General features: G+C 66.8%; 22 protein-coding genes. 10 read left to right on the top strand and 12 right to left on the bottom strand.

The genetic code is table 11. From position 1 onward, the window contains the following. Nucleotide 1 precedes the first annotated feature (1 nt). From NOV74_RS05350 to NOV74_RS05330, 5 genes are all read right to left on the bottom strand, one after another. The gene (locus tag NOV74_RS05350; protein ID WP_257309936.1) at nucleotides 2-1201 is read right to left on the bottom strand and encodes an ABC transporter permease; all 1200 of its coding nucleotides are present in this window, start codon (nucleotides 1199-1201) and stop codon (nucleotides 2-4) included. 1 nt (nucleotide 1202) lies between these two features. Then, complete coding sequence (locus NOV74_RS05345; RefSeq protein WP_257309934.1) at nucleotides 1203-1898, bottom strand: ABC transporter ATP-binding protein; 696 nt, start codon at nucleotides 1896-1898, stop codon at nucleotides 1203-1205. Further along, nucleotides 1895-3064 (bottom strand): efflux RND transporter periplasmic adaptor subunit, encoded by a 1170-nt coding sequence (locus NOV74_RS05340; RefSeq protein ID WP_257309933.1) that lies wholly within the window; start codon nucleotides 3062-3064, stop codon nucleotides 1895-1897. Before NOV74_RS05340 ends, NOV74_RS05345 begins: the two co-directional genes overlap by 4 nt. 150 nt (nucleotides 3065-3214) lie before the next feature. Further along, entirely contained in the window at nucleotides 3215-4018 is an 804-nt protein-coding gene (locus NOV74_RS05335) for a carbon-nitrogen family hydrolase (protein ID WP_257309931.1), read from the bottom strand. 126 nt (nucleotides 4019-4144) lie between these two features. Continuing rightward, nucleotides 4145-5215: an NAD(P)/FAD-dependent oxidoreductase gene (locus tag NOV74_RS05330; RefSeq protein ID WP_257309930.1), complete on the bottom strand. Its 1071-nt coding sequence runs from the start codon at nucleotides 5213-5215 to the stop codon at nucleotides 4145-4147. Between the two features lie 175 nt (nucleotides 5216-5390). On the opposite strand from NOV74_RS05330, the gene NOV74_RS05325 reads away from it, so the two are divergent. From NOV74_RS05325 to NOV74_RS05290, 8 genes are all read left to right on the top strand, one after another. Further along, on the top strand, nucleotides 5391-6218 hold the full coding sequence (locus NOV74_RS05325) for a tetratricopeptide repeat protein (protein WP_257309927.1): 828 nt from the start codon (nucleotides 5391-5393) through the stop codon (nucleotides 6216-6218). A 144-nt stretch (nucleotides 6219-6362) separates the two neighbouring features. Beyond that, nucleotides 6363-6752: a hypothetical protein gene (locus NOV74_RS05320; RefSeq protein ID WP_257309926.1), complete on the top strand. Its 390-nt coding sequence runs from the start codon at nucleotides 6363-6365 to the stop codon at nucleotides 6750-6752. 69 nt (nucleotides 6753-6821) lie between these two features. Further along, nucleotides 6822-8219 (top strand): TolC family protein, encoded by a 1398-nt coding sequence (locus NOV74_RS05315; RefSeq protein ID WP_257309924.1) that lies wholly within the window; start codon nucleotides 6822-6824, stop codon nucleotides 8217-8219. A 10-nt stretch (nucleotides 8220-8229) separates the two neighbouring features. After that, nucleotides 8230-9714, top strand: coding sequence for an efflux RND transporter periplasmic adaptor subunit (locus tag NOV74_RS05310; protein WP_257309921.1), 1485 nt, complete (start codon nucleotides 8230-8232; stop codon nucleotides 9712-9714). A 10-nt stretch (nucleotides 9715-9724) separates the two neighbouring features. Further along, on the top strand, nucleotides 9725-13045 hold the full coding sequence (locus NOV74_RS05305) for an efflux RND transporter permease subunit (protein WP_257309920.1): 3321 nt from the start codon (nucleotides 9725-9727) through the stop codon (nucleotides 13043-13045). 114 nt (nucleotides 13046-13159) lie between these two features. Then, the gene (locus tag NOV74_RS05300; protein ID WP_257309918.1) at nucleotides 13160-13387 is read left to right on the top strand and encodes a hypothetical protein; all 228 of its coding nucleotides are present in this window, start codon (nucleotides 13160-13162) and stop codon (nucleotides 13385-13387) included. Between the two features lie 31 nt (nucleotides 13388-13418). Continuing rightward, nucleotides 13419-13658 (top strand): hypothetical protein, encoded by a 240-nt coding sequence (locus tag NOV74_RS05295; RefSeq protein ID WP_257309916.1) that lies wholly within the window; start codon nucleotides 13419-13421, stop codon nucleotides 13656-13658. Nucleotides 13659-13879: 221 nt separating this feature from the next. Next, on the top strand, nucleotides 13880-15529 hold the full coding sequence (locus NOV74_RS05290; protein ID WP_257309914.1) for a M4 family metallopeptidase: 1650 nt from the start codon (nucleotides 13880-13882) through the stop codon (nucleotides 15527-15529). Between the two features lie 67 nt (nucleotides 15530-15596). On the opposite strand, the gene NOV74_RS05285 is transcribed toward NOV74_RS05290, so the two are convergent. From NOV74_RS05285 to NOV74_RS05275, 3 genes are all read right to left on the bottom strand, one after another. Continuing rightward, nucleotides 15597-15899, bottom strand: a complete 303-nt coding sequence (locus tag NOV74_RS05285) for a hypothetical protein (protein ID WP_257309912.1) — start codon at nucleotides 15897-15899, stop codon at nucleotides 15597-15599. Nucleotides 15900-16027: 128 nt separating this feature from the next. Continuing rightward, nucleotides 16028-16666: an NUDIX hydrolase gene (locus NOV74_RS05280; RefSeq protein WP_257309910.1), complete on the bottom strand. Its 639-nt coding sequence runs from the start codon at nucleotides 16664-16666 to the stop codon at nucleotides 16028-16030. Beyond that, nucleotides 16663-18888 carry a RelA/SpoT family protein gene (locus NOV74_RS05275; protein WP_257309908.1) on the bottom strand — a complete coding sequence of 742 codons (2226 nt, stop codon included), beginning with the start codon at nucleotides 18886-18888 and terminating at the stop codon, nucleotides 16663-16665. The genes NOV74_RS05280 and NOV74_RS05275 overlap by 4 nt, the downstream gene beginning before the upstream one ends. 223 nt (nucleotides 18889-19111) lie before the next feature. Here NOV74_RS05275 and NOV74_RS05270 point away from each other — a divergent pair, with 223 nt between their 5' ends. Next, complete coding sequence (locus NOV74_RS05270) at nucleotides 19112-19972, top strand: tRNA1(Val) (adenine(37)-N6)-methyltransferase (protein ID WP_257309906.1); 861 nt, start codon at nucleotides 19112-19114, stop codon at nucleotides 19970-19972. A 17-nt stretch (nucleotides 19973-19989) separates the two neighbouring features. Here NOV74_RS05270 and NOV74_RS05265 read toward each other — a convergent pair whose 3' ends face one another. The 4 genes from NOV74_RS05265 to NOV74_RS05250 are packed head-to-tail and all read right to left on the bottom strand — an operon-like array spanning nucleotide 19990 to nucleotide 24201. Then, on the bottom strand, nucleotides 19990-21360 hold the full coding sequence (locus NOV74_RS05265; protein WP_257309905.1) for a M20/M25/M40 family metallo-hydrolase: 1371 nt from the start codon (nucleotides 21358-21360) through the stop codon (nucleotides 19990-19992). Nucleotides 21361-21389: 29 nt separating this feature from the next. Continuing rightward, on the bottom strand, nucleotides 21390-21869 hold the full coding sequence (locus NOV74_RS05260) for a nuclear transport factor 2 family protein (RefSeq protein WP_257309904.1): 480 nt from the start codon (nucleotides 21867-21869) through the stop codon (nucleotides 21390-21392). Between the two features lie 20 nt (nucleotides 21870-21889). Further along, nucleotides 21890-23389, bottom strand: coding sequence for a carboxypeptidase-like regulatory domain-containing protein (locus NOV74_RS05255; protein WP_257309881.1), 1500 nt, complete (start codon nucleotides 23387-23389; stop codon nucleotides 21890-21892). Next, complete coding sequence (locus NOV74_RS05250) at nucleotides 23386-24201, bottom strand: response regulator (RefSeq protein WP_257309879.1); 816 nt, start codon at nucleotides 24199-24201, stop codon at nucleotides 23386-23388. Before NOV74_RS05250 ends, NOV74_RS05255 begins: the two co-directional genes overlap by 4 nt. 136 nt (nucleotides 24202-24337) lie before the next feature. On the opposite strand from NOV74_RS05250, the gene lepA reads away from it, so the two are divergent. Continuing rightward, nucleotides 24338-26155 carry a translation elongation factor 4 gene (gene lepA / locus NOV74_RS05245; RefSeq protein WP_257309877.1) on the top strand — a complete coding sequence of 606 codons (1818 nt, stop codon included), beginning with the start codon at nucleotides 24338-24340 and terminating at the stop codon, nucleotides 26153-26155. The last annotated feature ends 10 nt before the right edge of the window (nucleotides 26156-26165 follow it).

The raw sequence follows: 26165 nt of genomic DNA, 5'->3' as shown, positions 1-26165 counted from the left end.
CTCACCGCCTCGCCAGGGCCGCGACCGGGTCTAGCCGAGTCGCCCGTCGGGCCGGCCACACGCCGAAGCCCACGCCGACCAGGAAGGAGAGGCTCAGGGAAGCGGCCACCGCCCACGGGGGGATCGCGGCCGGGAAGTCTGGATAGATCAGCCCCAGGAGCCGCACGCCGAAGGCTCCCACCGCCAGCCCGAGCAGGCCGCCCAGGGCCGCCAGGATCGTGGCTTCGGCGAGGAAGGCCAGGAGGATCTGGGGTTCCGCCGCGCCCAGGGCCTTGAGCAGGCCGATCTCCGCGCGCCGCTCGGTCACGGACACGAGCATGACGTTCATGATCCCCACGCCCGCCACGACCAGGGAGACCGAGGCGATGCCCGCGAGAGTCAGGGTCAGGGCGCCGAGGATGGCGGAAAAGGAGGACACCATGGCGTCCTGGGTGTAGACCGTGACATCCTCCGCCCGATGCCGCTCCTTCAGGAGGGCGAGCGCTTCGGCCTTGGCCTGGTCCATGTCCGCGAAGATCCGCACCTCGGCCACGATGCGGAACAGGCTGGTGCGGTTGAACAGGCGCATGGCCGTCTTCACGGGGACGAACGCCGCTTCGTCCAGGTCGAACCCGAGCACCGAAGGACCGCGCGGTGCCAGGACCCCGACCACATGGAAGCGGGCGGGCCCGACGCGGACCATCTGGCCCAGGGGATTCTCCCCGCGGAACAGCTCCTGGGCGGCGCGCGTCCCCAGGACGATCTCGGTGCCCGCCCGGTCCGAATCCCCGGGCGGCAGGAAGCTGCCGGAGGCCAGCTTAAGACGGCGGATCTCAAGGTATTCGGCCGTGGTCCCGAGGACCGGGACCGCGCGGCCCAGGCCCTGGAAGCGCAGTGTCTCGGTAGCCACTACGATGGGCGCCGTGCGGCGCAGGCGGTCCAGGCGGGCCAGGGCGCCGTGGTCCTCCAGGGTGAGGTCGTGCGTGACTCCTCCGAACGGCACGCCCCCCGTGGTTTCCACCTTCCCGGGCAGGACGATGATCAGGTTCGATCCGAGGGCGGCGAACTCGTCCACGATGTAGCGACGGGCGCCTTCGCCCAGGGCCGTGAGCGTGAGGACAGAGGCGATCCCGATGGCCACGCCCGCGACCGAGAGCGCGGTCCGGAGCCGGTGGCCCCGGAGGGCCCCGATCGCAAAGCCGAGCAGATCCAGGAGGGCCACCCTAGGCCTCCACCGTGGACGTGAGGACTTCCGGCGGGCCCGACAATGCCCCATCCGTGAGATGGACGACCCGTTGCGCGTGGCCGGCGAGGACCGGATCGTGGGTGACCACCACCAAGGTCAGTCCCTGCCTGTTCATGGCCTCGAGCACGCCCATCACCTCCTGGGCCGAAGCGCGGTCCAGGTTGCCCGTGGGTTCGTCCGCGAGCAGGACCGCGGGGTTCATGACCACGGCCCGGGCGATGGCCGCCCGCTGGCGCTCCCCTCCCGAGAGCTGGTCCGGCCGGTGGCCCGCCCGGGGCAGGAGGCCCACCGACGCGAGAGCCCGGGTCGCCCGCTCCCGCCGTTCGTCCCGGGCGATCCCGCCGAACAGCATGGGCAGCTCCACATTGCCCTGCGCGGTGAGCCGGGGGAGCAGGTGGAAGAACTGGAAGACGAAGCCGATCCGGTTCCGCCGAAGCAGGGACCGCTCCCCGTCCGGCAGGGAGCCCACCTCCCGGCCCTCGAAGCTGTAGCGGCCCTGGGTGGGGCGGTCCAGGCAGCCCAGGATGTGCAGCAGCGTGGACTTGCCGGAGCCCGAGGGGCCGATCAGGGCGACGTACTCACCCGCGGCGATGCTCAGGCTGACATCCCGCAGGGCGTGGACCACGCCCTCCCCCATTGGGTAGGTGCGCCACACGCCCTGGAGGCCGATCATGGCCCCTCCCGACCCTGTTCATGGGCCCGATCCTGAGCATGGGCCCTGGCGCCGGGCCGGATCTCCGCGGAGTCCCGCGCGGTGACCACCCGTTCGCCCGACGCGAGGCCCGACAGGATTTCCGTGAACTGCCAGTTGCGGAGGCCGGTCTGCACCGTCCGCTCCACCAGGCGGCCGCCCTCCAGCACGAGCACCTTCCCGCCTTCGGCGATGGCGGAGGTGGGAACGCGGAGCACTCCGTCCCGCCGGGCCAGGATCACTTCGACATCGCTGGAGGTGCCGGGCAGGAAGCCCTGCGCCAGGCGCGGATCCACCAGGACGACCTCGATTTCCACCGTGCGGTTCTGCTCCTGCACATCCAGGACGAAGGGCGCCACCCGGTCGAGGCGGCCCGCCAGCTTTTCGCCGGGGCGGGAGTCGATGGTGATCCGGGCGGGCTGCCCGACCTTGACCCGCTGGGAGTCGACCTCGTCGATGGGGGCGCTGATGTAGAGGGAAGCTGGATCGAGGAGATCCAGGACGGCAGGGATGGGAATGCCCGGGGGCGAGGGTGTGATCCATTCGCCCACCTCGCCGGAACACTCCGCCACGATTCCGGAGAAGGGAGCCCTGACCTCGGTGAGGGCAAGCTGGGCGTTGGCCAGCCGCACCTGGGCCCGAGCCTCGTCCAGGGTGGCGCGCAGGGCTTGGCAGGTGGCGGCGGTGCGGTCCCGGGTGCTCTGGAGGACATCGAGGTTCTGCGGGCTGAGGACGCCATCCCGCGCGAGGGCCAGGCCCCGGGAAAGTTCCTTCTCGGCGAGGTCGGCCGCGAGGCAGGCCTCCTGCGTCCGGGCCTCGGCGGTGCGGACCTGTTGTTCCGCGAGGCGCAACTGGGCCCGCTGGACCGAATCGTCGAGCTGAAGGAGAAGGTCCCCCGCGGTCACCCAGCTGCCCTTCCGGTGGGGCAGGGCGGTCACGAGCCCACCCAGCTGCGGCGACAGCTTGGCGCGGTGGTGGGCCTTGACCGTGCCGGCCCGGGTGTTGGTGATGATCTCCTCCACCGACCCCATCTCGACGCGGGCGACCTTCACTTCCAGGCCTGCCCCCCGGAAGACCAGCAGCCTCAGGATCACCGCCCCGATCCCGACCGCGAGGAGGAGGACGGCCCAGCGAGGCACCTTTCTCATATCTACCAATCTAGGTCCCCGAGGAAACCCAGGAAGGGTCGATCGCTCCTTCCAAGGCCCAGGCATGGATTTCGAGTCCATGTTGCCTCGGGGAACGCATCCCAGGAACTTCAGAGGGTCAGGCAGGACGGCGATCGAGCCCCATGGAGGTCATCCATCCAGCCTCGAATAGATGTCCGGCCGCCGGTCTTTGAGCGCTGGGAATCGTTCCCGCCAGGTACGCAGAGCGGCCAGGTCGAGGTCCCCGACGACCAGGCCCTCGGTGGCATCCCCCTTCACGAGGACTTCTCCGAAGGCATCGTGGATCGCGGAGGCGCCGGGGTACTCCAGGTCCATCGCATCGCGGCCCACGCGGTTGACGCCGCAGATGGCCATCTGGTTCTCGATGGCCCGGGCGGCGAGCAGCGTGGACCATGCGGCAATGCGGCGCACGGGCCAATTGGCGGGGAGGAAGACCACTTCGGCGCCCCTGGCAGCCAGGGCACGGAAAGGTTCGGGGAAGCGCAGGTCGTAGCAGATCTGCAGGCCGCAGCAGATGCCGTCGATCTCGAACACCGGACAGTCCGTGCCGCCGGAGTAGTGATGATGCTCCTCGCCGTAGGAGAAGGGGTGGATCTTCCGATAGGTCGCGAGCAGCGAGCCGTCCGGCGCGGTGACGAAGGCCGCGTTGCGCGGGTGGGGCGCGTGGGTTTCCACGACCGTGCCCACGAGGTAGACGTCGAACTCCCGGGACAGCGCCGCCACGGCCTCCGTGGTGGCGCCGGGGATGGGTTCGGCGAAGGGCTCCGGCGCCATGGTGAAGCCCAGGGTGAACAGCTCCGGGAACACCGCCACCCGCGCGCCTGAGCGGGCCGCTGCCTCCACGAAGCCGCGGGCCCGGGCCAGGTTCGCGGCCGGATCCTGCCAGACCGTGTCCTGCTGGACGAGGGCGACGCGGAGCGTGGTGGGGTTCATGGAACGATCCTAGATCCAACCCCGAGGAAAAAGGTGGGAACCGCAGATGACGCAGATGAACGCAGATGAAAACCAAGATGCGAAGGGTGAATTCATCTGCGCCATCTGCGGTTCAAATCCAGACTTTTACGCCTGGCGGAACCGCGCTGGATCCAGGGGCCCGGCGGTGGCCTTCCGCAGGTAGCAGTCGGCGGCAAGCTGGCCCACGGCGAGGCCGCTGGTCATGCCGTGGCCGCCCAGGCCGGCGGACCAGAACAGGCGCGGATTCCAGGGATCCCAACCGATGACGAAGCGGCGGTCCGGCGCGAAGGTGCGCAGGCCGGTCCAGTAGCGGGTGATGGGGCGCTCCGCCAGGTCGGGCGCCAGCTCGCGCAGGCTGGCGAAGAGGCCGTCGAGCACGGAGGCATCGGTATCCGGCTGGCGCCCGCGGGGAGGCAGGGGCACGGCCACCTCCTCGCAGGGGCACATGAGGACGCCACCGCTCTCGGGGCGCAGGTAGAAGGGCCGGTCCACCCACCAGGCCCAGGGTTCCTGCTGGGGATGGGCGGCGCCACTCCACACCAGGGAGCGCCGCAGGGGGGTGTAAGCGATCTGCGATCCCGCCAGGCGGCCCAGCTCTCCGGCCCAGGCGCCCGCGGCGATGGCCAGGGCCCGTGCATGCAACGGCCCGCGATCCGTGTCCAGGTCGAACCCGTCCTGCGTCGGATGAATTCCGCTCACGCCGCAGCCGAAGCGCAAGTCGGCGCCTCCGGTCCGGGCGCCGTCGGCACAGGCCTGCAGCAGGCCCGCGGCGTCGATGACCCCATCGCCAGGGATGGCCAAATGTTCGGCAGCCCGGAGGCCGGGCAGGGGGATGCCTTCGCCGCGCTGGACTTCTACGCCGTGGCGAGTCGCCTCGGCCTCGAAGGCGTCCAGGGGACCGCGCGCCACGCTCACCAGCAGGCCGCCACCGGCGGTCATCAGGCCAACTTCCGCCAGGCGCCGGCAACCTTCCACGGTCAGGGCCGTGTGCTCGTCGCGGCCCGTCAGCGACCGGGCCACCGCGGCATTGTGGCCGCTGGCGTAGGTGCCGGGCTGGTCCTCCCGATCCAGGAGGACGAGGCCCCGCTGACCGGCCCGGGCCAGGTGGAACGCCAAGCTCAATCCGGCGATGCCGCCGCCGATGATCGCAAGCTCTGCCGTCTCAATCGTGCCCATGCCTTTATCGTAAACGAAACGTTGAGAGCGGCCTGGGTCTGGAGTGGCGGTTGGAGAGCACGAGCCGCGATCGATGTGCAAGCAGGGTGGTTGAGCTTTGGTGGGACTATCGATGCGGATGAGATAGGGTCCAAACTATCTCGACAACAAGAACCAGAGGATCACGGAGCACGGCATGACTCCCCATTTCCCTTGCCGGAATCACTGGAAATTTTTTGGCGTAGTGCTGCTCGTGGGCCTGCTTACGTGGACCCTGCCCCTGCGTAGCCAGACCAAAGATTTCACCATTTTCCCCAGGTACAAGGCCCTGGCCCCCACCCTGGATAAGGTGGACCGGTTGGTTGCCGACCGGCAGTTCGATCAAGCCCGGGCATTGATCAGGTCCTGTTTGGCCACAATCCCGGATCACTTCGAGGCTCACTACTACCTGGCCCTCATGGCTTACGACATGAAGGACTACGAAACGGCTCTGGCCTGTATCGAGCGTTCAATGGCCAGCCTCGGTGAACTGGACCGGCTCTATCAGGTCGAGATCGCCAAATTGGAGGCCTCAAACAGACAAACCATCGAATTGCTCGAGGGCGCTCTTAAGTATACGGACTTGGGTGCCGGCAATAATGGGTGCTGGGAAGGCGATATTCTTAGCCTCAAAACCGCGATTTCCATGGAGAAGCGGAAAAGCGGGCCATTGTCCCGGGGTGCGGACCCCTTCACCATTCCCAGGGAGTACCCCTTTCTTCAAGGCAACTGCCTCTTTCGGCTCGGACGGCATGCCGAGGCCAAGGTCCAGTATCGGGATGCCCTCAAGGTGGATTCAACCTACAGCAGCGCCTGGAATAACCTCATCAACGTCCTCTGGGTTGACCGGGAGTACGATCAGGCCACGGCCTCCCTCCACCTGGCTGAGGCCGCGAAAGTGCAGATCGATCCCAAACTTCGGATGGCGGTCATGACGGCCGGAAAGTCGGCCTTCGAGGGAGCTGCGAGGGCCATCCCGAACTAGGGCGCCTTCCTGTAGTCTAGGTCCGAGGCCCACGGGACCTGGGTTTGAGGCCTCTCCGCCCCTGAATGGCTGTGATTTTCATCAAGGATTCCGGGATTCCATCTGACTGGAAGGCATATGATGAGAATCTCCGGAGGTTATTCCGTGCGGTCGATCCTGCGCGCCATCCTGGCCGTTGCGCTGCTCCTGGGCGGCGTGGGCGGGGACTGGGCGCTGGCCGGGGACCGGGCGGCAGCACCTCACGAATGCTGCTGTGGGATGATGCCCGGCGGCATGGAGGATTCGTGCCCCTGCCCGAAGCCCGAAGGGAACCGCACGCCCCAGCGGGGTGCCTGCGCCGAGCGCCAGGTGGTCGTCGCTCCTGCGGCCCGCCGGGCGGAACAGGGCGCACGCCGGACCGAGCCCCGACCCGAACCCGTCGGCTGGGCCCGTGCGACTTCGGAGGTTGCCGAAATCCTCCCCATCGCCATCCAAGGTGGTCGTGACCCGGATCTGGGACGGCACCTCGCACGACTGAATACGCTCCGGATCTGATCGGAAATGATGCGAAGCTCTGCCTGCTTTTGAGCGGGCCCACGCCTCTTTCCCTTCTCGGAGTTCCCCATGCGCACGCTGCTGCGCCTGGCCCCGGCCCTGGTGCTCGCCGCACCGGCCTTGGCCCAGGCCCCCCATTACAACCCCCCAGCCATCTCTCCCCAAGCGGCCGATCCCGTCCTGGCCTCCCTGCTGGCGGACGCCCTCGGGAAGCACCCTGACGTCCAGAAGGCCGACGCGGCGGTGCGGATGGATCAGGAACGCATCCCCCAGGCGGGTGTCCTGCCGGATCCGTCCTTGTCGCTGGGCCTCCAGAACGACGGCTTCAAGGAACTCCAGATCGGCAAGATGGAGACGAGCTATTACAGCATCGCCTTCACCCAGCCGTTCCCCTGGCCAGGCAAGCGGGGCCTGCGAAAAGAGGTGGCGGCGGCGGGAGTGGATCTGTCCGAAGCCACCCGCTCCCGGGTGCTCCTGGGCCTGGAGGCCGATGTGCGGCGCGGCTACGCGGCCCTGCTCCTGATCCGCGGACAGAAGGAGTTGCTGACGCAGCAGTCCGTCTTCCTGGAACAGGCCGAGCGCCTGGCCCGCACCCGCTACGAGGTGGGGCAGGGCAGCCAGGGTGATCTGTTGCGGGCCCAGCTGGAACTCACGCGCCTGAAGCAGGCGGCCTGGTCCCTGGAGGCCGAGGAGCGGTCGACCCTCGCAGGCCTGAACCGCCTCCGCCAGCACGCCCCGGCGGACCCCATCGCCACCACGGCCGTGCTGGCGGACTTGCCCGAGCCTGGGCTCCTCACCCCGGAACAGGTCGAGGCCCGCAGTCCCGAACTGGCTGGCGCGCGGGCGAGCGTGCGCCAGACCGAGAAACTGTTGGACCTGGCGAAGCTGGACCGGCGCCCGGATTTCGCCGTCACCGCGGGCATCATGCCCCGGGGCAGCCTGGATCCCATGTGGCAGGTGGGCGTGAGCATCTCCCTGCCCATCTATGGCCGGCACAAGCAGCAGCGGGCCATCGCCGAGCATGAGCACCACCGCCTCGGCCAAGGCGCAGAAGTGGAATCGGTGCGCACCCTGCTCCGCCAGCGCACGGAGGAGCGCACCATCCAGATCGAGACGCTGCGCCGCACCCGGGACCTCTACCGTGAGGGCCTGCTGGTGCAGAGCGAGGCCAACTTCAAGGCCTCCTTGGCCCAGTACGAGACCGGCCGCGCGTCCTTCCTGAGCACCCTTGAGGCTCTCAACGGCTGGGTGGGAGATCAGGGCGCCTACCTGCAGACCCTGGCCCAACTCCAGGCCCAGCACATCGCCCTGCGCGAGGCTGCCCTCGGTCCCACGACCCCCATCAGTGGCGGGTTCCTGGCCTCGGCCAGCCTGGCCTCCGGAGCCGCAGCAGCCCCCACCGCTTCAACCTCCGCCAAGGTTCCGGGCCAGGCCCAGGACAGCGGCCCTGCTATGCCCAAGATGTAGGAGAACTCCGATGAGCCTCGAGCAACCCACCTTCGAACATCCCGCCGCATCCCGCGCCTCACGCATCCGCACCCTCGGCCTGGTGGCCTTGGGTCTCGTCGCGGGCATCGGCGGCACGCTCCTCCTGCGGCCCTCCGCGAAGCATGACCACAACCACGAAGCTGCCAGCGCGACGGCGCCCAAGAAGCAGATGTACCAGTGCCCCATGCATCCGCAGATCATCCAGGACCACCCGGGGACCTGCCCCATCTGTGGCATGGAACTCGTGCCCATGGCGAGCGAAGCCCCCAAGGAAAAGGGCAGGATCGTCTACTACCGCTCCCCCATGAACCCGAGCCAGACGTCCCAGGTCCCCATGAAGGACGAGATGGGGATGGACTATGTGCCGGTCTATGAAGGCGATCTCCAGAGCGAGGGCGCGGGCCTCGAGGACCACGCCGCGGTGAAGATCGATCCTGAGCGCCAGCAGCTCATCGGCCTGCGCACCGAGAAGGTGGCCGAGGGGGCCGTGAGCGGCGAGCTGCGCGCCCTGGGCCGCGTGGCCGTGGACGAGACCCGCGTCCGCAAGGTGAACGTGAAGGTGGAGGGTTTCGTCGAGAAACTCTTCGTGGATTTCGTCGGAAAGCCCCTGGCCAAGGGGCAGCCTCTGTTCAGCCTCTACAGCCCCGACTTCGTCAGCGCCCAGCGGGAGTACCTTCTGGCCCTCAAGACCCAGAAGGCTCTGTCAGGCGGATCGTTGCAGAGCAGCGGCGGGGATTTGCTGGAGTCGGCGCGGCGCCGTCTCACGCTGTGGGACGTCCCGCAGGCGGCCATCGATAACCTGGAGAAGACTGGCGAGGTCCTGCGGGCCCTCACCCTGCGCAGCCCCATCTCCGGTGTCGTGACGGCCAAGAATGTGGTGGAAGGCGCCCGCATCACACCTGCGGACATCCCCTTCGAGATCACGGATCTCAGCCGAGTCTGGGTGCTGGTGGATGTCTACGAAGCCGAGCTGAGCCGCGCCAAGGTGGGCACCCCCGCCGAGCTGACGGTCCAGACAGCCCCCGGCAAGATTTTCAAGGGGCGGATCGCCTTCGTGGATCCGGTCATGGATCCCAAGACCCGCACCGCCAAGGCCCGCGTGGAGTTCCCGAACCCCGGGGGTGTCCTGAAGCCCGAGATGTTCGGTGACGTGGTACTCAAGGGCCAGGGACGGAAGGGCCTCATCATCCCTCTGGATGCGGTGTTGGATGCCGGCACCACCAAGGTCGCCTTCGTGGCCCTGGGCGACGGGAAGTTCGAACCGAGGGAGGTCACCACGGGAACCACCGTGGGAGAGAAGGTGGAGATCCGCTCCGGCCTCAAGGCCGGCGAAGAGGTCGTCGTCCGGGCCAACTTCCTGGTGGATTCTGAATCCCGCCTGAAGGCGGCCCTGGCCCAGATGAGCCAGAAGGCGACCAACACCGAGGGCCCGAAGGCCCCTGCCCAGCCGGCGCCGTCCGGCCACCAGCATTGAGGGGGCCGATATGAGCGCACACGTGGGCTACGACCCCGAACACCCGACTTTCCTCCAGCGGATCATCCGCTTCTCGGCGGAGAACCGCTGGCTGGTGATGGCCGCCTCGGTGGTGTTGATCGCCATGTCCTTCTGGACCATGCGGAACATCCCGCTGGATGCCCTGCCGGATCTCAGCGACACCCAGGTGATCGTCTACACCAAGTGGGACCGGAGCCCCGACATCGTCGAGGACCAGGTGACCTACCCCATCGTCACGGCGCTGCTCGGCGCGCCGAAGGTGAAGGCGGTCCGCGCCCTGTCGGATTTCGGATTCTCTTATGTCTATGTCATCTACGAGGACGGCACGGACATCTACTGGGCCCGATCCCGCACGCTGGAGTACCTCAGCAAGATCACGTCGAGCCTGCCTCCTGGCGTGACGCCGGTCATCGGTCCTGACGCCACCTCCGTGGGTTGGATCTACCAGTACGCCCTGGTGGATCACAGCGGGAAGCACAGCACGGATGAGCTGAGGTCGCTGCAGGATTGGTTCCTCCGCTACTCCATCCAAAGCACGCCCGGGGTGGCTGAGGTGGCCACGGTGGGCGGCCAGGCCCGGCAGTTCCAGGTCCAGGTCGATCCCAACAAACTGGCGGCCTACCGGATCCCCATCGATTCCGTCATCGGTGCCGTCAAGTCGGCCAATTCGGAGGTCGGCGGACGCCTGGTGGAGTACAGCGGGCGCGAGTACATGGTCCGGGGCCGCGGCTACGTGAAGACCACCCATGATCTCGAACAGGCGGTGCTCAAGGCCGAGAACGGCACGCCGGTGCGCCTGGGCGAGGTGGCCACGGTGACCTTGGGGCCCGAGATGCGCCGGGGCCTCACGGACCTGGACGGCCAGGGGGACGTGGTCGGCGGCATCGTGGTGATGCGCCAGGGTGAAAATGCCCTGAACGTGATCGAACGCGTGAAGACGAAGATCAACGAACTGAAGCAGGGGCTCCCCGAGGGCGTGGAAGTGGTCACGGTCTACGACCGCTCCGAGCTGATCCACCACGCCATCAAGACGGTGAAACACAAGCTCATCGAGGAGATGATCGTCGTTTCGATCATCATTCTGATCTTCCTCTGGCACGTGCCCTCGGCCATCGTGCCCATCATCACCATTCCGGTGAGCGTGGCGCTCGCGTTCATCCCGATGTACGGCATCGGCCAGAACGCCAACCTCATGAGCCTCGCCGGCATCGCCATATCCATCGGCGTGCTGGTGGACGGAGCCATCGTCGAAGTGGAGAACGCCTACAAGAAGATCGAACGGTGGATCGCGGCCGGAAAACCCGGGAGCTTCTACCACATCAGGCTCGAAGCCTTGATGGAGGTGGGGCCGAGCGTCTTCTTCTCCCTGCTGGTGGTGGCGGTGAGCTTCCTGCCCATCTTCACGCTGGTGGACCAGGAAGGGCGGTTGTTCAAGCCCCTGGCTTTCTCCAAGAACTTCGCCATGGGCATCGCCGCGCTCCTGGCGCTGACCCTGGATCCGGCCATGCGCATGCTCTTCGCGCGCATCGAACCCTTCCAGTTCAAGCCGAGGTGGCTGGCCTGGACCTTCACCCAGCTGGCCGTCGGGAAGTACTACGCGGAGGAAAGGCATCCCATCAGCGTCTTCCTGCACCGGATCTACGAGGGGCCCTGCCGCTTCGTGGTGAAGCATGCCAAGGCGACCATCGGCGTAGCTGTGTTGCTGGTGCTGGCCACGATCCCTGCCTTCATGAGCCTGGGCAGCGAGTTCATGCCGCCGCTGAACGAAGGGACGCTGCTTTACATGCCCTCGACGCTGCCGGGTCTAAGCCAGACCGAGGCCCAGCGCATCCTCCAGGTGCAGGACCGCCTGATCCGCACCGTGCCGGAAGTGGCGGGCGTCTTCGGCAAGGCTGGACGGGCCGACACGTCCACGGACCCCGCGCCCTTCTCCATGATGGAGACGGTGATCACCTTGAAGCCCGAGGACCAGTGGCGCGAGAAGCCCCGCTGGTTCAGCGCCTGGGCCCCGGATTTCCTGAAGGCCGTCCTGCGCCCGGTGTGGCGGGATCGCATCACCCAGGAGGAGATCGTCGCCGAGCTGGACCGCGTGGTGAAACTCCCGGCCATCCCCAACGCCTGGACCATGCCCATCAAGGCGCGGCAGGACATGCTGTCCACCGGCATCCGCACGCCCGTGGGCCTCAAGATCAACGGCGCGGACCTGGACACTATCCAGAAGGTCGCCGTGGAAGCGGAGCGCATCCTGTCGGGCGTTCCCGGAACCCGCAGCGCCTTCGCGGAACGCACGGCCCAGGGCTACTTCCTGGATTTCGTGCTGAAGCGGGACCAGCTGGCCCGCTACGGCCTCAGCGTCGAGCAGGCCAACATGCTGGTGATGACCGCCGTGGGCGGCGACAACCAGAGCACGGTCTACGACGGTCGGGCCCGGTACCCCGTGAATGTGCGTTACGCCCGGGACTACCGCGAAAGTCCCGATGCCTTGAAGCGGGTTCTCGTCCCCACGCCGACGGGCGCCCTGGTGCCCATGGAGGAGATCGCGGACCTGCAGTGGACCAATGGCCCTGCCATGATCCGCGACGAGAACGGCCAGATGAACGGGTACGTGCTGGTGGATTTCGACACGTCGAAGCTGGACGTGGGCACCTACGTCCAGCGGGCCAAGGCCGCGGTGGAGAAGGAGCTCAAGCTCCCCGCGGGCTACAGCCTCACCTGGTCAGGACAGTACGAAAACATGATCCGCGTGAAAGAACGCCTGAAGATCATCCTGCCCATCACCCTGGTGCTGATCTTCGGTCTGCTCTACGCCAACACCAAGAGCGCCTTCAAGGCCTCGGTCGTGATGCTGGCCGTGCCCTTCAGCGCCATCGGCGCCTTCTGGCTTCTGTGGCTGCTCGGCTACAACATGAGCATCGCCGTGTGGGTGGGCCTCATCGCCCTCATGGGGCTCGATGCGGAGACCGGCGTCTTCATGCTGCTCTTCCTGGACCTCAGCCACGACGAGGCCCGGAAGGAAGGCCGCCTGAACACCACGGGCGACCTGGTGGAGGCCATCATCCACGGGGCCGTGAAGCGCGTGCGTCCCAAGGCTATGACCGTCTTCGCGGCCTTCATGGGCCTGCTCCCCATCATGTGGAGTACGGGTACCGGCGCCGACGTCATGAAGCGCATTGCCGCGCCCATGGTGGGCGGCCTGGCCACCAGCTTCCTGCTCGAACTGCTGGTCTATCCCTCCATCTACTACCTCTGGAAGCGCAAGGAGGTGGTGGAAGGCCCAGTCACGCCTGAACCCGTACCGGAACCGGTCTGACGCCTTGAAAGGCATACCTGCTCGTGACTTCCCGATTGCTCCCCACGGCGGTGCCCACAAACGGCCCAGGTTCCGCCGACGCTTCACGGGCCGACCATTGCACAAGGACCTCCCATGCTCAACCTTCTGCTGACCCTGGCCATCGCCGCCAGCCCCCAAGCCAAGCCCGCCACGAACACCAAGTGCCCCGTCCTGGGGGGCAAGGTGAGCGAAAAGTCCAAGACCGTGGCGGTTCGCGGCCAGGAATACCGCCTCTGCTGTGGTGGCTGCGACGCGACCCTGCTGAAGAACCCAGACAAGTACCTCGAAAAGGACGGCACACCGAAAAACGCCAAGAAATAGTGGATAGACTAGAATATTACCCGGAGGTCATATGCTTCATACCGCCCTGCTCACCCTGGCCGTCCTGGCCGCCCCTGCGCCCGAGAAGGCCAAGCCCGCCACCAACACCAAGGATCCCGTCTGCAAGATGACGGTGGATGCCAAGGCCGCCACCGTAGTCGTCAGGGGCCGGGAATACCGCGTGTGCAGCAAGTCCTGCGGCGCGACCCTCCAGAAGGACCCGGACAAGTACCTGGGCAAGGACGGCTCGGTAAAGGCTGAGAAGAAGTAGCCCGAACACCTGCGATTTCCAGGCCCCGGGGAAAGCGGAAGCCGATTCCGCCCCCCGGGGCCCCGCCGTGTTTGGGTATCCACGAGAGCAACCTTTGTCATCGTAATAATTATTGATATTTATTAATTGTAGTCGAAAAATTAACATCTCTTAACCGTCGAGAGTAGGATCGTGGCCCTAGGTTGGGATGAAAGCCCCAGCTTCATCGCCTTGGAGGTTCCATGCGCTACCTGGTTCCCTTCCTCCTTCCTGCCTTCCTGTTGGCTGCTCCACCCGATCAGGCCCGGACCGATGCCCTCGTCCGGGAGGCCCGGGGCCATCTGACCGCTCGCGCCTTCCAGCTGGGTCTCGACCAGCACCTGGGCTTCGCCTTCAAGAATCGGGTTGCCGATGCCTTCGGCGAGGACCACGTCCGCCTGGACCAGACCTACAAGGGCGTTCCCGTGCTCGAAGGCGAGGCCATCGTCCACTTCCGGAATGGCCGGGTGCGAGCCGTCACGGATGACTTGGTCCGCGGGCTGGCCCTGAGCGTGGAACCCACCCTCGGTCGCGCCGAAGCCCTGGCCGCCGCCCACGCGGCCCTGGCCCCCCGCGGGAGCTACACCTACGAGCCAACCGCGACCCTGGTCGTGGCCAGCATCGAGGCCAACGAACCCGGCCGCGCCAACCGGCAGGTGCTGGCCTACCACATCCACACCGAGTTGGAGAACGGCGCCCAGGAGACCAAACACACGGACTTCCTGGTGGACGCCCACTCGGGCAAGATCCTCGAGTCCTGGGATACCCTCCGAACCGCCGGGGCCAGCGGAACGGGCAAGTCCCAGTGGTACGGGACGGTGACCCTCAACACCAACAGCACCGGCACGGGCTACGAGCTGCGGGACATGACTCGGGGCACAGGTGGCACCTTCAACAACAACGTCACGACCAACCTGCTCAACGGCACCTCGGGCACAGGTACGATCTTCACGGACGCCGACAACGCCTGGGGCGACGGGCTGCAGTACAACGGCACGCCGGGTATGAGCGCGAACGCCCAGACCGCGGGTGTGGATGGCCACCGGGGCATGCAGGCCACCTGGGACTTCTACCTGAATGCCTTCAGCCGGGATGGCATCGACGATGCTGGCCGGGCCACCTTCAGCCGCATGCACTACAGCAGCCAGTACGACAACGCCTTCTGGTCCGACAGCTGCTTCTGCATGACCTATGGCGACGGCCAGGTGGGAGGGTCTGTCGGCGAAGCGGATCTGGATACCGCGGGCCACGAGATGAGCCACGGCGTGTGCTCAGCCACTGCCAACCTGCAGTACCGCAGGGAGTCCGGCGGTCTCAACGAAGCCAATTCAGACATCTTCGGCACCCTGGTGGAGTTCTACACTCTGAACAACAGTACCGGCAGCTTCATCCCCAGCACGGCCGGTCCCGGGCCCATCACTGCCAACTACAAGCTGTTCGAGAACAGCTGGGGCCACGCCTACCCGAATGAGGCCCTGCGCTGGATGTACAAGCCCAGCCGCGACGGCCGCAGCCCGGACTTCTACAGCAAGACCCTCGGCCGACTGGATGTCCACTACAGCTCTGGCGTGGCGAACCATTTCTTCTTCCTGCTGGCCCACGGCAGCCAAGTGGACGACCTCTGTGACAACATCGCCTCGCCCATGACCAACGACGTCACCAGCATTACTGGCATCGGCAACGACAAGGCCGGCCGCATCTGGTACCGGGCCCTCACCGTCTACATGACCAAGCGCACCGACTACGCGGGTGCCCGGGTCGCCACCCTGAACGCGGCTGCGGATCTCTACGGGGCCGGTTCCACCGAGTACGCCACCGTGAACACAGCCTGGCTGGCGGTGAACGTCAAATAGGGCGGAGCGTCCAGAACGCGCCACGCGGCGGCCGATGGGCCACCGCGTGGCGCACTTTCGCGCCGGCTCAAAGCGGGGGCAGGCCGAGGGTTCGCAGCAGGGCGGTCAGGGCCTTGAAGGCTGGATGATCCGGATCGCCTTCGTCATCCACGGCCAGGAGATTGCGCGCCTTGCCGGGTCCCTGGACTTCGATCTCGTACCGGTAGCAGTCGCCATCGATGGGCTCGTGGCTGCTGGTCAGGTCGGTCAAGTCCTCCAGCTGGAGGGCGAGGATCCGGTGGGACTCGGCGTCGAACCGGGTCGCATCCACGGTGCCGAGCAGCTCTTCGATGCCCCCAGGTCCGCCGGTCTTTCGGATGGTGAGGATCATGGCTCCTCCGCGGCGCTCACGGCAGGTCCTGGCGGGGGCCGCATGGGCGGGCCGGAAATGTAGGGTCGCCGGCGATGGGTGTCAATCGACCCAGAGATCAGGTTCCGTACCTGGATTCCACCAGCGCGTCAGTTTGCGCCCGGAGTAAGGTCGGAGCAGTCCTTCAGCACATCCAGCCAGGCCTTGAGGATGAAGGCCGTGGCGCCCCACAAGGGGGCCTGGGGCAGCTCGAGCCTGGGCACGTCCAGGGCCAGGCCGTGGCGCTCAAGCCGCTCGATGGTCCAGGGCGCTTCCATGAGGGGTGCCAGCGGCAGCATGAGGACCTGTTCCAGCTCGTGATCCAGATGAAATCTGGGTTCGGGATGCTCCCAGCGGAAGAAGACCGGGGTGAAGCGCACCCGGGCCTTGGCCACACCATCGGGGAAACAACCCAATTCCCAAAGCCCTTCGGACACCCCGATCTCCTCGGCCACCTCGCGTCGGGCCGTGGCGGTCAGATCCCGGTCGCGGGGCTCCACCATGCCGCCGGGGAAGGCGAGCTCGCCCGGGTGGTGGGGTGCGCCGTAGCCGCGCTGGGCCACCACGAGCTTGCGGGCGCCCGCTGGATCGCCCCAGAGGATCACCCCCACCGCCGCGCGCCGGGGATCTTCAGGGATGCGGGCGCTGATCTTGTGCGGGTTCGGTCCGAGCTGTGGCCGCCGCAGGCTTTCCGCGATGCGGGGCCAGGGGACCGGCGGAGCTTCGGCCGGGGGGCGCCAGGTGCTCATTTCACCTTCCCGAACACGGATCCCTTCACCCGTTCCACGGTGTAGACTCCGCGAATGCGGCGCAGGCTGGCCATGAGCTCCACGAGGTGGGTCCGGTCGCGCACCCGCAGGGCGATGTGGAAGAGGCCGGCGCCCTCCTCCGTGGCCGAGCCGTGGAAGCGCTGTACGTTGATGCCCACGCGCTGGATGCCTTCGGAAATGGCGGCCACCATGCCGGGCCGGTCCTCGGTGGTGAGGGCGATCTCCGTGTCGTAGAGCTCCGTCCCGTGTTTGCCCCAGGCCACGTTCACGCGGCGCTCGGGATGCATGGTCCCCTTCGTCAGCTGGGGACAGTCGGCCCGGTGGATGGCGGTGCCGCGGGTGCGGGTGATGTAGCCAACCACCTCGTCGCCCCAGATGGGTTTGCAACAGGCGGCCAGGGCATAGAGGATGCCGGCGGTATCGCCCACCACCACGGAATCCATGAGGTTCGAGACGTTTTCCTTGGGCTTGGCGCGCTCGGGCTCGGGGATCAGGGGCTCAAGGAGCTTGTGGACCGTGAGGCGGCCGAAGCCCAGGGACGCGTGGGCGGCATCCCAGTTCGCCAGTTTGAGTTCGATGAGCCGCGCCTCGAGCTTGGCCTGGGAGTCGGGATCGTCCAGGCGCACGCCCATGGTGCGGGCCTCGCGCTCCAGCCGCTCACGGCCCAGGGTGATGGCGTGGGCGCGCTCCTCTTCGCGGATGAAGGCCTGGATGCGGCTCTTGGCGCCGGCGGACTTGACGAAGCCCAGCCAGTCCCGGCTGGGCTTGTGGTCGGGCCGCGTGAGGATCTCCACACGGTCCCCGTTCTGGAGGGTGTGCTTGAGCGGCACCATGCGCCCGTTCACCTTGGCGCCCACGCAGCGGTGGCCCACCTGGGTGTGGATGGCGTAGGCGAAGTCCACGGGCGTGCTGCCTTCCACCAGGCTGCGCAGGTCACCCTTGGGTGTGAAGACCTGGATGCGGTTGAAGTTCAGCTCACCACGCAGGTTGGCCACCAGGTCGCGGCTGTCCTGGGCGTCCTGGTGCAGCTCGACCATGCGCCGGAGGAAGGCCACTTGGTTGATCTCCAGACGGTTGGCGATGCGGCCGTCCTTGTAGGTCCAGTGGCTGGCGATGCCGGCCTCGGCGTGGAGGTGCATCTCCTCCGTGCGGATCTGCACCTCGAAGATGTCCCCGGAGTTCATCAGCACGGTGGTGTGGATGCTCTGGTAGCCGTTCTCCTTGGGCAGGCTGATGTAGTCCTTGAACTTGCCGGGTACGGGCCGGTAGAGGCCGTGCACAAGCCCCAAGGCCGTGTAGCAGCTGGCCCGGTCCGGGCAGATGATGCGGTAGGCCAGCCAGTCGTGGATGTCTTCGAACCCTTTGGCCTGGGCGCCCATCTTCTTCCAGATGCCGTAGAGGTGCTTCACGCGGCCGGTGACGTGGGCGTTGATGCCCTGCTGGCGGAGGATGGCCTGGAGCGAGCCGTGGATCTCCTGGATGGTGCCGGCAAGCTTGGCGCGCTTGGCCTCCACCGCGTTTTTCAGGTATTCGTACTGCTCGGGTTCCAGCTGGCGGAAGGCCAGATCCTCCAACTCCAGGCGCACCAACCCCATGCCCAGGCGGTTGGCCAGGGGGGCGTAAAGTTCCAGCGTCTCGCGCGAGATCCGGCGGCGCTTCTCCTCCTCCATGACCCCCAGGGTCTTCATGTTGTGCAGGCGGTCCGCCAGCTTCACCAGCAGCACGCGCACGTCCTTGCCCATGGCCACCAGCAGCTTGCGGACGTTCTCGGCGTTCAGCAGATGCTTGTCCGTGAAGGCCAGTTTGCTCATCTTCGTGAGGCCGTCCACGATCTCGCCGATCTCGTCCCCGAACTGCGCTTTCACCTGGGGCAGGGTCATGAGGGTGTCTTCCACCACGTCGTGGAGGAGGCCACAGGCCACGCTCGCGGCGTCCAGCCGCCAGTCCGCCAGGCTCTGGGCCACGGCCAGGGGATGGAAGAAGTAGGGCTCGCCACTCCGCCGGAGCTGGGTGGCGTGCATGTCCCGGCCCACGGTGAAGGCCCGGCGGAGCAGGGCCACATCCCCCTTGGGGTGGTGCTGCAGGAAGGCCGCCTTCACACGGTCGAACGCCCCTTCAAGCGTAAGGCAACTGTCCCCTTCGCAAGCCGTGCCTTCCCCCTCGCGGAGGACGGGCTCCAGGACTTTCCCAGGTACGGCCATGCTCGAGTGTCGCGCAGCCATTGTCCATATGCCAGACCGGAAGTGCGGGAAACAGGGGGGAAGGAATTGAAGTTGGAACCGCAGATGACGCAGATGGCGCAGATAAGAAGGATCGAATGCCAGGTTCGGCCCACCCGGCCTTGAAGTGGTCATCTGCGAGAATCTGCGCCATCTGCCGTTCCCTGCCTTTCCTGTCCTTTCAGTCCTGCCCCACACTCATCAGATGCCGCGCCGCTCCGCTCCCGACGATGCCTCCGCCTACAAGGGCTGGACGCGCCCAGGTCCTGTTCCTCCGGGCGGGGTGGACTTGGAGCCGGGCGAAACCCTGGACGGCCTCTGCGGGTATTGGCGGATCTTCCAGCTGAAGCGGGGCAACCGGTTCAGCACGGACGATCTGGTGACCGCCTGGTACGGCACCACCTGGTGCCCCCGCGCCGGCCGCATCGCGGATCTGGGCTCGGGCATTGGCAGCGTGGCGCTCATGGCCGCCTGGCGTTGCCCGGGTGCCGTGGTGCATACGGTGGAGGCCCAGGAGGAGAGCCTGCGTCTGGCTCGGAAGAGCATCCGCTACAACGGGCAGGAGAGCCGTATCTTTCCGCGTCTGGGGGACATCCGCGATCAAGGCTTGTTCGAAGGGGAAGCCCCCTTCGACCTGGTGACGGGCACGCCGCCCTACTGGCCGGAAGGCCAACGTCTGGCTGCCGCCCACCCCCAGTCGGTGCCCGCGCGCCTCGAGGTGCGCGGCAGCATCACGGACTACGCGATGGCCGCAACCCGGATTCTGGCCCCGGGCGGGCTCTTCGCCTGTGTCTTCCCCAACGATCAGCGGGCCCGCGCCCTGGCCGCCCTGCACGACGCCGGCCTGCTTTGCCTCCACCGCCGGGAGATTGTCTTCAAGGAGGGCGAACCGTACGGCCTGGATGTGTTTGCCGCCGGGCGGCGGAGGGACTACCCGGAGGATTTCGAGGCTCGGGCCCAGTGCCCGGAGGTCGAACCGCCCATCCTCATCCGGCGAGTCGATGGCAGCGTGGATCCCGCCATCGCCCGCCTGAGGTTGGCCGTGGGCTTTCCTCCGGGGCTTTGAGTGGCAGGCGGCCGTGCCTACTGGAACCGCAGGTCCGACTGCGCCAGGGCATAGGCGAAGCTGGCTAGCGCGGCGGCGTTGAAGGCCAGGTCGTCCGGGTCCACTTTGTCGACCGTGTCGGCCTGGGTGTGGTGGATGTCGAAGTAGTGGGTGGCCGCATGGCCCACACCGATGCCGGGGACGCCTTCGGCCACCATGGGGCCCACGTCCGCGCCGGAGCCGCCCAGCCGGAGCTCCACGACACCGAAGGGTTCGAGACTCGCGCCCAGGCTTTTCAATGAGGCCAACGCGACCGCTTTGGCCTCGGGCTTGGCCTTCTGCAGGTCCAGGCTGAAGGCCTTGATCCGCTCGCTGCCCGAGTCGGTCTCGAAGGCGGCGACGATCTTCCCGAGCTCGGCCCGGTGGGCGTCCCGGTAGGCGAGGCCGCCGCGCAGCCCGTTCTCCTCGTTGGTCCACAGGATCACGCGGATGGTGCGGCGGGGCTTCAGGCCCAGGGCCTGGATGAGACGCGCGGCCTCCATGGCGGCGACGGTGCCCGCGCCGTCGTCCTGAGCGCCCTGACCCACATCCCAGCTATCCAGATGGCCGCTGAGGATGACCACCTCATCAGGCTTCTCCGAACCCCGGATGTCGGCCACGACATTGGCGGAAGGCGCATCGGGCAAAGTCTTGGCGCCCATCTCCAGCTTCAGGCGGATGCGCTCGCCCCGGTCCTGCATGCGCCGCATCTGCGTGGAGGCCTCGATGGTGACGGCGGCGGTGGGGATCTTCGGATAGGCGGCATCGTAGTCCATGACGCCGGTGTGGGGGGTGTCCAGGCTCACGGGGCCCACGGAGCGCACCAGGGCGGCCACGGCACCGTAGCGGGCGGCGTGCGAGGCGCCGTCGTGGCGATAGACCACCGTCCGGCCGTAGCCCTTGAAGGGCACGTCATAGAGGACGATCTTCCCCTTCACGGCCGTGCCGAGCTTGTCGAGCTCGTCGAAAGATCCCACCACTACCACGTCCGCCGTGAGCCCGCCCTCGGGGGTGCCCACGCTGCCGCCCAGTCCCAGGAGGTTCACACGCTGCGGCGTAGGCAGCAGCAGCTCGGCGGATTCGTGGCCCCGCACCCAGTGGGGCACCATGGCGGGTTCGGCGTGGACGTTGGTGAGGCCCGCGGCCTTCAGACGCGCCTGGGCCCATGCAATGGCCTGATCCAGCTGGGGCGAGCCGGACAGCCGGTTCCCGATGCGGTCGCAGAGCCAGGCGAGATCCGCATAGGCGCCGTGGGTCCGGAAGGCCTCGGCCCGCAGCCGCTCGGCCGTGGCGTGGAGGGGAGCAGGAGCGGGCTGGGCGCCCAGGGTGGCGGCCACGAGACAGAAGAGTAGGAGGCGGCTTGGATTCATGCCTCATCTTACTGGGCAATTGTGAAGAATCACGGCTTTTTTGCCAGGGCCTCGATCTGCGCCTTCACCGTGTTCGTCAGCGGGTTGGGAATGGGAATGCTCAGGCTGTACTGCTGAATGAGCCAGCGATCCCCTTCCCGCGTCAATACGCCCGTACCCCGGGCGGGCCCCAGGTTCGGGGTCGCAAGGTCCTCGTCAAACCAGGCGGTTCGGCCATCTTGCGACAAGGTGATCGCCCGCCGCGTGGCCTGAAAGGTCCAGGCCTTCCCGCGTTTGAAGATCGGGTGGGCCCAGGCCTGGAAGGTGGCCTTCGTCCAGCGTTCCGTCGGATCGGTGCCCAGGAACACGGCGTCCTTGGCGAGATGGCTGAAGTAGCGGCTTTCGTCGGCCTGGGCTGCCGCCAAGTGCCAATCGTCCAACACCGCAGCGGCAGCCTGCTCGCCAGGTGACTGGGCCGGTAAAACCAGGGCGGGGCAAAAGACCAGGGCAGGGAGCAGGGCGACGCGCACGGGAACTCCAAGGGGAAGGGTCAACGGCGCCGGGCCAGTTCCACCCGTACCCGCATCCGGCCGCTGGCATCGGTCTCCAGAACCTCCCACGACAGGGGGCCGCTCCGGCCCTTGGGATTCTCGCCAGGGCCCAGGTTGAAGGCGGCGTCGTCAAGTTCCCAGCGCCGACAGGGGAACCGGGGCTTCGGGGGCTCGTGGGTGCCGGGATGGGCGTCCACCACGCGCATGGGGCCTTTGGGATCATTGGGGCTCAGCAGCGAGGGGTCGATGTGGGCCACGATGAGGCCCTCGTAGCCGGGGCCGAAGCGGCCACCCACCCGGCCCCGCTCGAAGCCCCAGGGGCGCCGGACTTCCAGGCTGAAGAACTGGCCCTTCTTGCGCGGATCGGGCAGGGTCACCCACTGGGGGTCGGCGCCCGGAGCGCGGGAGACCGGGGCGATCCAGCCCTCCCAGCGCCGGCCCTTCACCGCGAGGTGGCGGACCTGGTCCCGGAAATGCCCGCGGTACCAAAGGTCTGAGCGCACCCAGGCGGAGGGATGCGAGGGGCTGTAGCCCGTGTCCTCCACCCAGGGCCCCTCCTCGGGATGGGAGCGGTCCCAGCCGCGGTATTGACCCGCGTCCATGAGGTCCCAGATGCCGGCGGTCAGGGGATCGTCACACCCCAGATAGAGGTCGTCCACGCGGTGCTCGCCCATGGCATGGAAGGCCTCGTGGACGATGTTCCCGAGGGGGACTTCTTCCGTCATGAAGATCAAGGGCCAGCGCCGGGAGCGGTCCCAGGGCAGGGGGAGCAGCAGGCTCACAGCCTTGAGGTCGGCTTCGTCGGCGGTCAGCGATTGGGGCTTGCCGGGCGTGATGATCCAGAGGTGGTCAGGCTTGCCATCAGGGTGGAGGGCCCCGGTGCGATTATCCAGCCGGTCACAGTCGCCGAGGTTCTCCCCCTGCAGGCGCTCCACCACCCATTCGGACATGGCCTGCTTCTGGGCGTCAGTCCGGGGAGTTGGAAAATCGGCACTCCGCAGCTTGAGGAAGCGGCCCTCGACGAAAGACAGAGCGCCCTTGCTGACTTCGTACAGGTAGTTGGCCGCGCTGGCCACGCCGGGGCGGCGGGAGAAGAGCAGCTCCCGCAGCGCGCCATCCGGCAAATTCGAGGGCGTATCCGTGAAATCGAGGCGCACGATGAAGACCGCTTCCTGGCGATGCCTGGGCTCAGGGCTGAGGGCGATGTCACCGCGCCACTCGGCGGCGGGCACCAGATCGCGCCGCCAGCCATCCTTTTCCACGGCCAGCACGCTGTCTCCGGGCTCCAGGTCCAGGTGGAAGCGGCCCTCTGCATTGGTCACGGCCAAGGGCGGATCAGTGTCAGGCGATACCCTCGGCTGGCGATCTGGATAGACACGCACGCCGGCCAGCCCACGGTGGCCATCGGTGACGCGGCCCTCCAGGGTGGCGGCAGGGGAGGCCAGGGCAACGAGGAGGCCGAGGGCGGCTCCGAAGCCGCGGTTGGAACAAAGGGTCATGCCTGGCCGACAAGTTTCTGCAGGTGAGCCAGCCGGGCCAGCAGGGCCACGCGGCGGCGGGTTTCGGGCGCCACCAGCGGCTTTTCCAGGGCATCGGCCACGGGCTCCTGGAGGCGCGACCAGGTCTCCAGCTCGCCGGGATCGTGCATCAGGAGGATCGGCAGGTTCGTCAGCTCTTTGGATTGATGCAGCGCCATCGCCAGGGCTTGGGCGCTGCCTTCAGACAGATCCGTGTCGAGTACCAGCAGATCGGGCTGGTGGGCGAGGATCTGGGCCCGAGTCTGGCTTTCGCCCTGGGCCTCAAAGTAGGTGGCCTGGTCCTTGCCGAAGTGATTCTGGACCTGGGTCAGCACCATCGCGTTGGCAGACGCCACCACGACCTTGGGGCGGGCCGGGGCCAGCGGCCCCGTGCGGAGAGACAGGGTGCGGATGCGGAGGTGGGTCTGCACACGCACCTGCAGCAGCAAGGTGTTGGCGGGCTTTCGGATGAAATCGTCAGCCCCAGCCGCATAGCTGCGGTCCTTGGCATCCCGGCTCAGGGCGGTCAGCACCAGCACGGGGATGTCGGCGGTGGCCGGGTCCGCTTTTATGGATTCACAGGCTTTGAAGCCATCCAAGGAGGGCATGACCACGTCCATGATCACCATGTCGGGCCCGGGTCCGCCGGCCTTGAGACACGCCAGAGCCTCTTCGCCGTTGGCCGCCACCAGAAGCCGATGTCCCAGCGGCTGCAGCTGCGCCTCCAGGACTCGGCGCTGCAGGGCATTGTCCTCCACCATCAGAATGGTCATGGGAGACGCGAAGTGGGACAAGCGGACTCCTTGCTCTCGTGGCTTGAGGGTATAGGCCCTATCGGTTCCAATCAACAGCAGGATGCAGATGGAGTAGGTAAAACCCCGCAGACAGCAAGGGTTTCCAACGGTACAATGGCCAGTTCGAGGTTCCTCAGTGGCTCATCCCAGTCTCATCCGTAATTTCTCCATCGTCGCCCATATCGATCACGGCAAGTCCACCTTGGCGGACCGCCTGCTCGAGCTGACGAAGACCGTGGCTGGACGGGACATGCAGGCCCAGATCCTCGACGACATGGATCTGGAGCGGGAACGCGGCATCACCATCAAGGCCCATGCGGTGACACTGAAGTACCTGGCGCTGGACGGCCAGACCTACACCCTGAACCTCATCGACACGCCGGGGCACGTGGACTTCACCTACGAGGTGAGCCGCAGCCTCGCCGCCTGCGAAGGCGCCATCCTGGTGGTGGATGCCACCCAGGGCGTGGAGGCCCAGACTCTGGCGAACACCTACCTGGCCCTGGAGAACGGGCTGGAAGTGTTTCCGGTGCTGAACAAGACCGACCTGCCCAGCGCCGATCCCGAGCGAGTGCTGGAGCAGATCGACACGGTCATCGGCCTGGTGGACACGGCCCATGCCGTGAATGTCAGCGCCAAGACCGGCGAGAACTGTGGGCTGGTCCTGGAGCAGATCGTGAAGTGCATCCCGGCGCCGCAGGGTGACCCCGACGCACCGCTCCAGGCCCTGGTGTTCGACTGCTACTACGATGCCTACCGCGGCGTGGTGAACCTCATCCGGGTGATGAACGGGACGCTGAAGACCGGCGACCAGATCCGCTTCATGTCCACGGGCAGCGAGCACCGGGTGGACGAGATCGGCATCTTCGACCCCAAGATGGACAAGCAGGAATCCCTGTCGGTGGGCGAGGTGGGCTACCTGGTGGCCAACATCCGGCAGCTGGTGGACGTCAAGGTCGGCGATACGGTGACGCACGCGGTGACGCTCACGACGAAGCCAGCCACCCAGATGTTGAAGGGCTTCAAGGAAATCCAGCCCGTGGTGTTCGCGGGGATCTTCCCCACCTCCAGCGACGATTACGAGAACCTGCGCAATGCCATGGACAAGCTGCGCCTGAACGACAGCAGCTTCACCTACCAGCCCGAAACCTCAACGGCCCTGGGTTTCGGCTTCCGCTGCGGCTTCCTGGGCCTGCTCCACATGGAGATCGTGCAGGAGCGTCTGGAGCGGGAATTCGATCTCGACCTCATCACCACCGCTCCCAGCGTGCGCTACCACGTGCACCTGACCGATGGCACCGAAACCGACGTGGACAATCCCTCGAAGCTGCCGCCCCTGCAGAAGATCGCCAAGATCGAGGAACCCATCATCGAGGGGACGATCCTGACCCGCACGGATTTCGTGGGCGGCCTGATCAAGCTTTGCGAGGAGCGCCGGGGCATCCAGCAGAAGCTCGAGTACGTGAGCCAGGACCGCGTGATGCTGATCTACGAGCTGCCCCTGAATGAAGTGGTGCTGGACTTCTACGACAAGCTGAAATCCCTGTCGAAGGGCTATGCCAGCTTCGACTACCACATGAAGCACTACACCGAATCAGACCTGGTGAAGATGGACATCCTGGTGAATGCCGAGCCCGTGGATGCGCTCTCCCTCCTGGTGCACCGGAGCAAGAGCCAGGCCCTGGGTCTTGCGCTCTGCCAGAAGATGAAGGAGGTCATCCACCAGCAGATGTTCGACGTGGCCATCCAGGCCGCCATCGGCAGCAAGATCATTGCGCGGACCAATGTGAAGGCCCGGCGCAAGGACGTGCTTGCCAAGTGCTACGGCGGCGACGTCTCCCGCAAGAAGAAGCTCCTCAACAAGCAGAAAGAGGGCAAGAAGCGGATGAAGTCCATCGGCAACGTGGAGATTCCGCAGGAAGCCTTCCTGGCGATCTTGAAGGTTGAAGGCTAATCGCGGGCGG

The sequence above is a fragment of the Geothrix fuzhouensis genome (genome assembly GCF_024609325.1).
Taxonomy (GTDB): Bacteria; Acidobacteriota; Holophagae; order Holophagales; family Holophagaceae; genus Geothrix; species Geothrix fuzhouensis.
This window is presented reverse-complemented; position numbering and strand designations above follow the sequence as displayed.